7 protein-coding genes are annotated in these 10101 nt (G+C 63.7%); 5 read left to right on the top strand and 2 right to left on the bottom strand.

The genetic code is table 11. The features are described from left to right. A partial coding sequence (locus tag ACIPHN_RS12280) for a DNA gyrase subunit A (RefSeq protein WP_400436462.1) occupies positions 1 to 543 on the bottom strand: 543 nt, incomplete at its 3' end. A gap of 260 nt (positions 544 to 803) precedes the next feature. Between ACIPHN_RS12280 and ACIPHN_RS12275 the strand changes: the two genes are divergently transcribed. The 5 genes from ACIPHN_RS12275 to ACIPHN_RS12255 all read left to right on the top strand — a co-directional run bounded on the left by ACIPHN_RS12275 (position 804) and on the right by ACIPHN_RS12255 (position 7029). After that, the gene (locus ACIPHN_RS12275; RefSeq protein WP_400436460.1) at positions 804 to 1019 is read left to right on the top strand and encodes a hypothetical protein; all 216 of its coding nucleotides are present in this window, start codon (positions 804 to 806) and stop codon (positions 1017 to 1019) included. A gap of 223 nt (positions 1020 to 1242) precedes the next feature. Continuing rightward, on the top strand, positions 1243 to 1857 hold the full coding sequence (gene ompA / locus ACIPHN_RS12270; RefSeq protein ID WP_400436458.1) for an outer membrane protein OmpA: 615 nt from the start codon (positions 1243 to 1245) through the stop codon (positions 1855 to 1857). A 110-nt stretch (positions 1858 to 1967) separates the two neighbouring features. Beyond that, the gene (gene ubiG, locus ACIPHN_RS12265; RefSeq protein ID WP_400436456.1) at positions 1968 to 2684 is read left to right on the top strand and encodes a bifunctional 2-polyprenyl-6-hydroxyphenol methylase/3-demethylubiquinol 3-O-methyltransferase UbiG; all 717 of its coding nucleotides are present in this window, start codon (positions 1968 to 1970) and stop codon (positions 2682 to 2684) included. Positions 2685 to 2759: 75 nt separating this feature from the next. Continuing rightward, on the top strand, positions 2760 to 3416 hold the full coding sequence (locus ACIPHN_RS12260) for an HAD family hydrolase (protein WP_400436454.1): 657 nt from the start codon (positions 2760 to 2762) through the stop codon (positions 3414 to 3416). A 202-nt stretch (positions 3417 to 3618) separates the two neighbouring features. Then, the gene (locus ACIPHN_RS12255; protein ID WP_400436453.1) at positions 3619 to 7029 is read left to right on the top strand and encodes a DUF748 domain-containing protein; all 3411 of its coding nucleotides are present in this window, start codon (positions 3619 to 3621) and stop codon (positions 7027 to 7029) included. Between the two features lie 11 nt (positions 7030 to 7040). Here ACIPHN_RS12255 and ACIPHN_RS12250 read toward each other — a convergent pair whose 3' ends face one another. Continuing rightward, entirely contained in the window at positions 7041 to 10070 is a 3030-nt protein-coding gene (locus ACIPHN_RS12250) for an FAD-binding and (Fe-S)-binding domain-containing protein (protein WP_400436452.1), read from the bottom strand. Between the last annotated feature and the right edge of the window lie 31 nt (positions 10071 to 10101).

Genomic DNA, 10101 nt, shown 5'->3' with positions numbered 1-10101 from the left:
GTTGTTGGCAATGCCCACGGCGATCCCGGAGGAGACGTTGACCAGCATGTTGGGTATACGAGTCGGCAGGACCGAGGGTTCCTTTTCCTTGCCGTCGTAGTTGGGCACGAAATCGACGGTTTCCTTCTCGATATCGGCCAGCAACTCATTGGAAATCTTGTCCAGGCGGCACTCGGTATAACGCATCGCCGCGGCGCCGTCGCCGTCGATGGAACCGAAGTTGCCCTGGCCATCGACCAGGGTGTAGCGCAGCGAGAAGTCCTGGGCCATGCGCACCAGGGTGTCATAGATGGAGGCGTCGCCGTGCGGGTGGTACTTACCCATGACTTCGCCGACCACGCGCGCGCACTTCACGAACGGACGGTTCCAGACATTATTCATCTCGTGCATCGCATACAGCACGCGGCGGTGCACGGGCTTCAAGCCATCGCGCACATCCGGCAAGGCCCGACCCACGATCACGCTCATGGCGTAATCGAGGTAACTCTTGCGCATCTCTTCTTCGAGGGAAATGGGGATGGTTTCTTTAGCGAATTGATCCATTGGAGAGTCGAAAGATGTTTCTCGGACAAAAAAATCACACCGAGCGGGCCTAGCCCTTGGACATGATCAGAACACGCCATTCTAGCATGCCGGGAGCCCCAATCGCCCCCTCGCCGGCCTGCGGCGGCAGGTGAAGCGCCCGGACAGGTCCGGGCAGGGCCGCTCCCAGCCTGTGAGAGCGGCGAATTCGGCGAGCAGACTCGCTATATATATTAGGAGTGACTAACGGTATTGCCGTGGCGACATGTAGCGGGCGCCGCATGCCAATGCATGAAAGCAAATATGCGAAAGTTTTCCAGAAAACATTTTTCTTTTCATTGCCATCAGGCGATTTCCGATGCCATCGTGTCCATGATGCCGCAGAGAAAATGGCAACTACTTGCCAGGATGAAAAAGGAGAGAACTGGTTGAAAAATAAGGATTTTCTTCAAAAAATCGAAGAATTTCAGGCCCCAACGGAACAAAAATGGCCCTGAAAAATCACGTTGCGAAGAAACAACACAGTCCCAAAAACGTTGTCTGGACCAATTGGCAAGCATCGCTGAAGGACAATCCGTGTGGCAGAATGGCGGCTAAGTTCATTACCAGCCCCATGGAACAAGGGCCGGTGACGACCTGAACACATGATATTATTCATTTTTTGATGTCGTAATCTTGTAGCGCAGTTTATCTGCGGATATCTCACCCGAGAGGAGAAACATGAACAAATTAGCAAAACTCGTCTTCGCTGCTGCGTCCGCAGCCATCGCTCTGTCTGCCACCGCTCAGGAAACCAAGGACATCAAGGTTCGTCCGGGTAGCCTGTACCTGCAAGATGGTCGTGACGTCGTGACCCGCAGCGGTTTCGGTCTGTGCTGGAACACCGCTTTCACCAATGGTCCTTGCGAAGAACCGCCGGCACCGGCTCCGGTCGCTGCTGCTGCACCGGCTCCTGCTGCTGCTCCGGCTGCTGCTCCGACCTCGGAAAAGGTGACCTACGCTGCTGACGCGTTCTTCGATTTCGACAAGGCAACCCTGAAGCCGGCTGGCAAGGCCAAGCTGGACGAACTGGTTGGCAACCTGAAGGCTATCAACCTGGAAGTCATCATCGCCGTTGGCCACACCGACTCGATCGGTTCGGTTGCTTACAACCAGAAGCTGTCGGTTCGCCGCGCTGAATCCGTGAAGGCCTACCTGGTCTCCAAGGGCGTTGAAGCCAACCGCGTCTACACCGAAGGCAAGGGCAAGTCGCAACCGGTCGCAGACAACAAGACTGCAGCTGGCCGCGCCAAGAACCGTCGTGTGGAAATCGAAGTTGTGGGTACCCGCAAGTAATCGATTGACGCTACAAGGCTCAATGAACCCCGCTCCGGCGGGGTTTTTTTATGCCTGTCTTGATGTACCCCCGCCAACGGTGCCGGTCGGTTTCAGCTATCATTAGCGCCATGAATACGACCAACGCGACCATCAACGCCGATCCCCAAGAGATCCAGAAATTCAGTGAACTGGCCCACCGCTGGTGGGATCCGGGTTCCGAATTCCGTCCCCTGCATGAAATCAATCCGCTGCGCCTGGAGTGGATCAATGCCCGAGCCCCGCTGGCCGGCAAGAAGGTCATCGACATCGGTTGCGGTGGTGGCATCCTGGCTGAATCGATGGCCGTCAAGGGCGCCAACGTCACCGGCATCGACCTATCCGACAAGGCCCTGAAGGTGGCCGACCTGCACAGCATGGAGTCGGGCGTGCAGGTGCGCTACGAAAAGATCGCCGCCGAAGACATGGCCGCCCGCGAAGCCGGCCAGTATGACGTGGTCACCTGCATGGAAATGCTGGAGCACGTCCCCGACCCGGCCGCCATCGTGCGCGCTGCGGCCACCCTGGCCAAGCCGGGTGGCAAGCTGTTCTTCTCGACCCTGAACCGCAACGCCAAGTCCTACCTGATGGCCATCATCGGCGCCGAGTACGTGCTGCGCCTGCTGCCCAAGGGCACGCACGACTACGCCAAGTTCATCACCCCGGCCGAGCTGGCCCGCTACACGCGCGAGGCCGACCTGCAGATCGATGGCTTCAAGGGTATGGGCTACAACCCGCTGACCCAGATCTACTCGCTCAACGACGATACCAGCGTCAACTACCTGGTCGCCTGTAGCAAGCTGGCCTGATTACCGCAGCCCCGCAGCCTCTCCACCGTCGCAGCCCGCCTGGCTGCGACGTCCTCCACTCCAGACACGACCACCATGCCACTACGCCCACCGCGCGCGATCCTGTTCGACCTCGACGGCACGCTCGCCGACACCGCCCCCGACCTGGCTGCCGCCGCCAATTTCCTGCGCCAGGAGCGCGGGCTGGATGACGCGCCCTACGAGATCCTGCGTCCGGTCGCCTCGGCCGGTGCGCGCGGGCTGATCGGCGCGGCACTGGGCATCCATCCCGGTGACGAGCAATACGAGGCGCTGCGCGTGCGCTTCCTGGATCGCTACCAGGCCAACATGACCGCCCACAGCCGGCTCTTCGAGGGTGTTCCCGAGTTGCTGGCGCAGCTGCAATCGCGCGGCATCGCCTGGGGCATCGTCACCAACAAGGCGGCCCGCTTCACCGACGTCCTGGCGCCGCAGATCGGCCTGGGCCATGCCGGCTGCATCGTCTCGGGTGACACCACACCGCATCCCAAGCCGCATCCCGCGCCCCTGCTGGAAGCCGCGCAGCGCCTGCAACTGGCCGCGCCCGACTGCTGGTATGTCGGCGACGACCTGCGCGACATCCAGGCCGGCCGCGCCGCCGGCATGCCCACCGTCGCCGCTGCCTGGGGCTATTGCGGCCATACCGAGCCGGCCGGCTGGGATGCCGACGCCCTGCTGCACCACCCGCTGCACATCCTCGACCTGCTGGCCTGAGCGCCATCATCCTCCACGGCGCTGAAACTTGGGCGCCACTTTCTCCTCCTAGTACAGCAGCATGCCCTCGCATTAGAATGTGAAGGCATGCCGGCTCGTGTGCGCACGGGCCGACGCGACACCAGAACAAGCACAATATGCGCCGCCCGCCCGCGTCCTGCACCGACGCCGGCGCAGGACGGCCTCGACAAGGGAAATCCTCATGACCAAGACAGCCCTCAGCGCTCTGATCAAGCAACCGGGATGGCAGCGCCTGCGCCGCCCCCTGACATGGCTGGCATGGACCGTGGCGACCCTGCTGGCGCTGGCCGCCATCAGCTGGCAGGCCCTGCCCTACCTGGTCAGGAAGATCGCCATCGAGCAGACCCAGGAAAAGATCGGCCGCCGCCTTGAGATCGGTGCGCTGGCCTTCAATCCCTTCCGACTGGCACTCACGGCCTCCGATATCACGCTCTTCGAGGCCGATGGCAAGACCCCCTTCTTCGGCGCCAAGTCGCTGCTGGTCAACGCCTCCTCGATGTCACTGCTGCGCCTGGCGCCGGTGGTCGACGAGATCAAGCTGACCACGCCGCAACTGCACGTGGTGCGCATCGATGCACAGGGCATCGGCCACTACAACTTCTCCGACATCCTGGAACGCATCGCCGCCCTGCCCAAGAGCGAGGGTGAGTCGCGCTTCTCGCTGGCCAATGTGCAATTGCAGGATGGCGACCTGCGTTTCGAGGACAAGGTCACCGGCAAGACCATCGAGATCGCCGCGCTGCAGCTTGGCCTACCCTTCATCTCCAACCTGCCCGGCAATATCGACAGCTTCGTACAGCCGCAACTGTCGGCCGTCATCAATGGCACGCCGCTGCACCTGAAGGGCCGCAGCAAACCCTTCGCGGCATCGCAGGAATCGGCCTTCGCCATCGATATCGACAAGCTGGATCTGGTCAGCTACCTGCCCTTCGTGCCGGTCGAGTTGCCGGTGGCGCTGCGCAGTGCCACGCTATCGACCAGGCTGGACCTGGGTTTCGTGCGCAAGGACGACAAACCCAAGGTGGCCTTGAGCGGCGATATCACGCTCGATGAGCTCTCCGTGCAGGACAAGAGCCAGGCGCCCCTGCTCAAGCTCAAGCAGCTCAAGGTGCAGCTGCAGCAATTCGATGTGCTGGCCGCCAGCGGCGAGATCAGCCAGGTCACGCTGGATCAGCCACAGGTCTGGGCCGCCATGAATGCGCGCGGCGAGATCAACTGGCTGCGCGCCCTGTCTGGCAACAAGGCTGCTACCGGCGCCAAGGCAAAGACCACCTCCCCGGCTCCCGCCGCTACGGCAGCAGCAGCCCCTGTACAAGCACAGACACCGGCCACCATCGTGCTGCAGCAATTGAATGTGCACGGCGGCGAGATCAACTGGCGTGACGAAGCCAATGCCGTACCGGCGCAAACCGTGCAGCTGTCGCAGATCGAGATCAGCGCCGCGCAACTCTCCACGGCAGCCGATGCCAAGCCCGCCCAGCTGAAGCTGTCGATGCTGGAGAACAGCCACGGCAAGCTCGGCTTCGACGGCGAGATCGCGCCCCTCAAGCCTGCCGCGAGCGGCAAGCTGACGCTGGCCGGCATCGACCTGGCCGGCTACCGCAACTACCTCCACAGCGCCCCCGTCGACAACGTGGCCGGCAAGCTCTCCGGCAACGCCACGCTGCAGTTCAGCGATGGTCATCTCAAGATCGACGACAGCACCGTGGAACTGGCCAATCTCCAGCTCACGCCCAAGGACGCCAAAGCTGCCGCCCCCATCAGCGTGCAAGCGATCTCGCTGCGCGCCCAGAACGTCACCGACACGCTGGAGCAGGCCATACGCCTGAACCTGCAAGTCCGCTTCGACAAGACCGGCAAGTTCGATGTCAGCGGCCAGGTCGCCCCCCATCTGAAGAACGTCGATCTCGAACTGGACGCCAGGGACCTGCCGATCGCCCCCTTCCAGGGCTACTTCGCCAATGTGCTCAATGTCACCATCAGCAGCGGCCTGCTTAGCGCCAAGGGCAAGCTGGCCGTGACACCACCGCTGGGGCAGCAGAAGTTCGCACTCGATTACAAGGGCAATGCCGCCCTCAACAACCTGCGCATGCAGGACAAGGTGACGGCCACCGATTTCCTGCGCTGGCGTACGCTGGACATCTCCGGCATCCAGGCCAGGATCGGCGGCCGTCCCCAGGTGTCGCTGGAAAAGGTGGCGCTGAACAACTTCTACGCCCGCGCCATCCTCTCCGACAAGGGGCGCCTGAACCTGCAAGACATCCTGGTGGCCGACGCTGGCGCGCAAGGCTCGATCACGGATGACACCAAGAAAGAGGACAAGGGCAACACCGGCGACTCCCGCAAGACCACCTCCACCGCCCCGGTCACGGCGCCAGTCGCGCCGGCCAATGCGCCCATCGTGCGCGTGGGCAAGGTGGTCATCAATGGCGGCAACATCAACTACACCGACAATTTCGTCAAACCCAACTACACGGCCAACATGACCGGCCTGTCCGGCTCGATCGGCGAGATCTCCTCGGAGAAGCCGCAGCCGGCCCCGATCAACATCAGCGGCAAGATCGACAACGATGCCCCGCTGCAGATCTCGGGTGCCCTCAATCCCCTCTTCAAGCCCATGTACCTGGACCTGAAGGCCAGCGCCAACGGCGTGCAGCTGCCGCGCCTGACGCCGTATTCGGCCAAGTACGCCGGCTACCCGATCACCAAGGGCAAGCTGTCCATGGACGTGCAATACAAGATCGAGAACGACAAGCTGGTGGCCCAGAACGACCTGCGCATCGAACAGCTGACCTTCGGCGAACGCGTCGACAGCCCCAGCGCCACCAACCTGCCGGTGATGCTGGCGGTCTCGCTGCTCAAGGACAGGAACGGCAACATCAACCTGAACCTGCCGATTTCCGGCTCGCTGTCAGACCCGCAGTTCTCGGTGGGCGGCATCATCGTGCGGGTTTTTGTGAACCTGATCGTGAAAGCGGTGACCTCGCCCTTTGCGCTGATCGGCTCGATGTTCCGCAGTGACGAAAATATCGGCGAATTGCGCTACATCGAATTCGCGCCCGGCTCGGCCGAGGTCGACGACGCGGTGCGCAAGAAACTCGATGCGCTGGGCTATGTGCTGCACGAGCGCCCGGGCATCAAGCTCGACATCACCGGCCGCGTCGATCCCCAGGTGGATGACCAGGGCCTGCGCCAGGAAGCCCTGGAGCGCCAGATGCGCGCCCTCAAGCGCGCCGACCTGATCGCCAGGGAAGGCCAACCCTCCGGCCCCATCCGCCTGAACGATGCCGAACGCGCCAAGTACCTGGAGCGGGTCTACAAGGACAGCAAGTTCGACAAGCCGCGCAACGCCATCGGCCTGACCAAGTCCATCCCGGCGGCCGACATGGAGAAGCTCATCATCGAACACACCCAGGTGACCCAGGACGACCTGCGTAACCTGGCCCAGCGCCGGGCCGACCAGGTGCGCAACTACCTGCAGGAACAAAGCATCATCGAACCGGCCCGCATCTTCCTGATCGCGCCCAAGCTCGACGGCACCGGTATCGATGCCAAGGAGCCCAAGGCGCGGGTGGACCTGACCATCCAGTAAGCGGAGACCGGCTAGCGCACTGCGGTGCCGTCGAGTGCCGCCGCCAGCACACGGGCCACATGCATGGCCGTGCGCTGGGCGCCGTCGTGGATCTGGTGCCGGCAGCTGGTGCCGTCGGCCACCACCACGGCATCCTCGCCGGCCTTGCGCACCGCTGGCAAGAGCGACAGTTCGGCCATCGCCATCGAGGCCTCGAAGTGCTCGGCCTCGTAGCCGAAACTGCCTGCCATGCCGCAGCATGAAGACTCCACCACCTCGACCTCGGCTCCCGGGATCCACTTCAGCACCGCCGGCACCGGCTTGAAGGCATCGAAGGCCTTCTGGTGGCAATGCCCATGGACCAGCAGCTTGCCCGACGGCAGCGGTTTCAGATCGAGCTTGAACCGCCCGGCCTGCTGCTCGGCATGCAGGAACTCTTCGAACAGGAAGGACGCGGCAGCCAGTTGCCTGGCCTCCTCGCCATAGCCGTAGTCCAGGAACTCATCACGCAGCGACAGCAGGCAGGAAGGCTCCAGGCCGACGATGGGCACACCGCGCGCCACGAAGGGCAGCAGCGTATCGAGAGTGCGTCGCGCCTCGGCCTTGGCCTCTTCCACCATGCCGGCGGCCAGGTAGGTGCGGCCACAGCACAGCGGACGCTCTCCCGCACGCGTATTGAAATGCACCCGGTAACCAGCCGCCTCCAGCACCCGCTGGGCGGCGCGCGCATTGTCCGGCTCCATGTGGTTGTTGAAGGTATCGACGAAGAGCAGCACTTCCCTTGTGTCCTGGTCGTTGTCGGCCCTGCCCTCATGCCGGCGCACACCCGCCAGGAAGGAGGGAAGCAGGCGTGGCAGCGAGCGCTGCGGCGCCAGCCCCAGCCGGCCCTTGGCCCATCCCGACAACAAGGGAATGCGTTCGGCCAGTGCCAGCAGGCCACCCACACGACCGGCCAGCGGCGCATAGGCCGGCAAGCCGGCGATGAGGCGCTCGCGCAGGCCCACGCCGTGTTGTGCGGTCCAGGCCGCGCGCGCCTCGATCTTGACCTTGGCCATGTCCACCCCGGTGGGGCAATCGCGCTTGCAGCCCTTGCAGGACACGCACAGGTCCAGCACCTCCTTCACCTCGGGACTGGCCAGCCCGGCACTGCCCAGCTGGCCCGAGATCGCCAGGCGCAGCGTATTGGCGCGCCCCCGGGTGACGTGCTTCTCATCCCGGGTGATGCGATAGCTGGGGCACATGGTGCCGGCGTCGAACTTGCGGCAATGACCGTTGTTGTTGCACATCTCGACCAGCTTGGCCAGGCCGCCGGTCTGGTCGCCACCGCTGCCGGGCGGCCCTTCCTCGCCGGTCAGCGGATCGCGCACCACGTTCCAGGCACTCCAGTCCAGCCGCGGCGTGTAGGGCTGCTCGCGATAGGTGGCGGGAAAGCGGAAGTTACGCTCGTCATCCATCTTCGGGGGACGCACGATCTTGTCCGGATTGAAGCGATTATCGGGATCGAACAATTGCTTGATCTCACCGAAGGCCGCATTGATCCTGGGACCATACTGCCAGGCCACCCATTCGCCCCGGCACAGGCCATCGCCGTGCTCGCCCGAATAGGCGCCCTTGTACTTGCGCACCAGCGCGGCGGCGGCATCGGCGATCTCGCGCATGTCGGCCGCGCCGCCCCGGCGCATGTCCAGGATGGGCCGCACATGCAGCGTACCCACGCTGGCGTGCGCATACCAGGTGCCTTCGGTACCGTACTTGTGGAAAACCTCGGTCAACTGGCTGGTGTACTCGGCCAGGTGCTCCAGTGGCACCGCGCAATCCTCGATGAAGGAGACCGGCTTGCCATCGCCCTTCATGCTCATCATGATGTTCAGGCCGGCCTTGCGCACATCCCAGAGCGCCTTCTGCTCGGCCGCCCCGGGCATCTCCACCACCGAACCGGGCAAGCCCAGGTCGGCCATCAGCTCGACCAGTTGCCTGAGCCTGGAGATCTGCTCATCACGACTCTCACCGGAGAACTCCACCAGCAGGATCGCCGCAGGCTGTCCCACCAGCGCCTTGGCGATCACCGGACGGAAGGCTGGATTGCCCATGGACAGCCCGATCATGGTGCTATCGACCAGTTCCACCGCCGTCGGTCCCAGCTTGACGATGTGCTGGGTCATGTCCATGGCATCGTAGAAGCTGGGGAAATTGACCACGCCCAGCGTCTTGTGGGCCGGCAGCGGCTGCAGCGCCAGGCGGATGCGGCGGCTGTAGGCCAGCGTCCCCTCGGAGCCGACCAGCAGGTGCGCCAGGTTGGCCACGCCGTCATCGGTATAGGCGCGCGGGTTCTGGCAATCGAAGAGATCGATGTTGTAGCCAGCCACACGCCGCAACACCTTGGGAACACGCTCGACGATCTCGGCGCGTTCGCGGCTGGCGATGCGTCGTACACCCTCGACGATCTCGCCGATGCGGCCCTGCCCGGACATCTCCGGCAATCGCGTGAAATAGCCGCTGCTGCCATCGGCCAGCACGGCATCGATGCCCAGCACGTTGTGCACCATGTTGCCGTACTCGATGGAGCGCGAGCCGCAGGAGTTGTTACCGGTCATGCCGCCGATGGTGCATTGGGCCGCGGTCGACACATCCACCGGGAACCACAGGCCATGCGGCTTGAGCCAGGCATTGAGGTGATCCAGCACCATGCCCGGCTCGACCACGATGCTGCGCGCCTGCGCGTCGAACTCGATGACCTGGTTGAGATACTTGCTGTTATCGATGACCAATGCCTCGCCCACGGTCTGGCCGCACTGGCTGGTCCCGGCGCCGCGCGCCAGCACCGGCATGTCATGATGGCGCGCAATGGCCAGTGCCAGCGCCAGGTCATCCTGGTCGCGCGGCACCACCACACCCAGCGGCATGATCTGGTAGATCGAGGCATCGGTGGCATAGCGGCCCCGGTCGGCGCGACCGAACAGGACCTCGCCGCGCAGTTCGCGGCGCAGCTGGTTTTCGAAGGGCGTGGCGCCGGGGAGCTGGCGCGTCCCCGGTGGCAGCAGATGGATGGGCTTGATCTGCATGGAGCTTCCTGTGCTTGAGGTTGGATCCGGG

The organism is Herbaspirillum sp. NPDC087042, assembly GCF_044745245.1.
Taxonomy (GTDB): Bacteria; Pseudomonadota; Gammaproteobacteria; order Burkholderiales; family Burkholderiaceae_D; genus Herbaspirillum.
The sequence above is the reverse complement of the archived record's forward strand: the minus strand, read 5'-3'. Positions and strand labels throughout refer to the sequence as shown.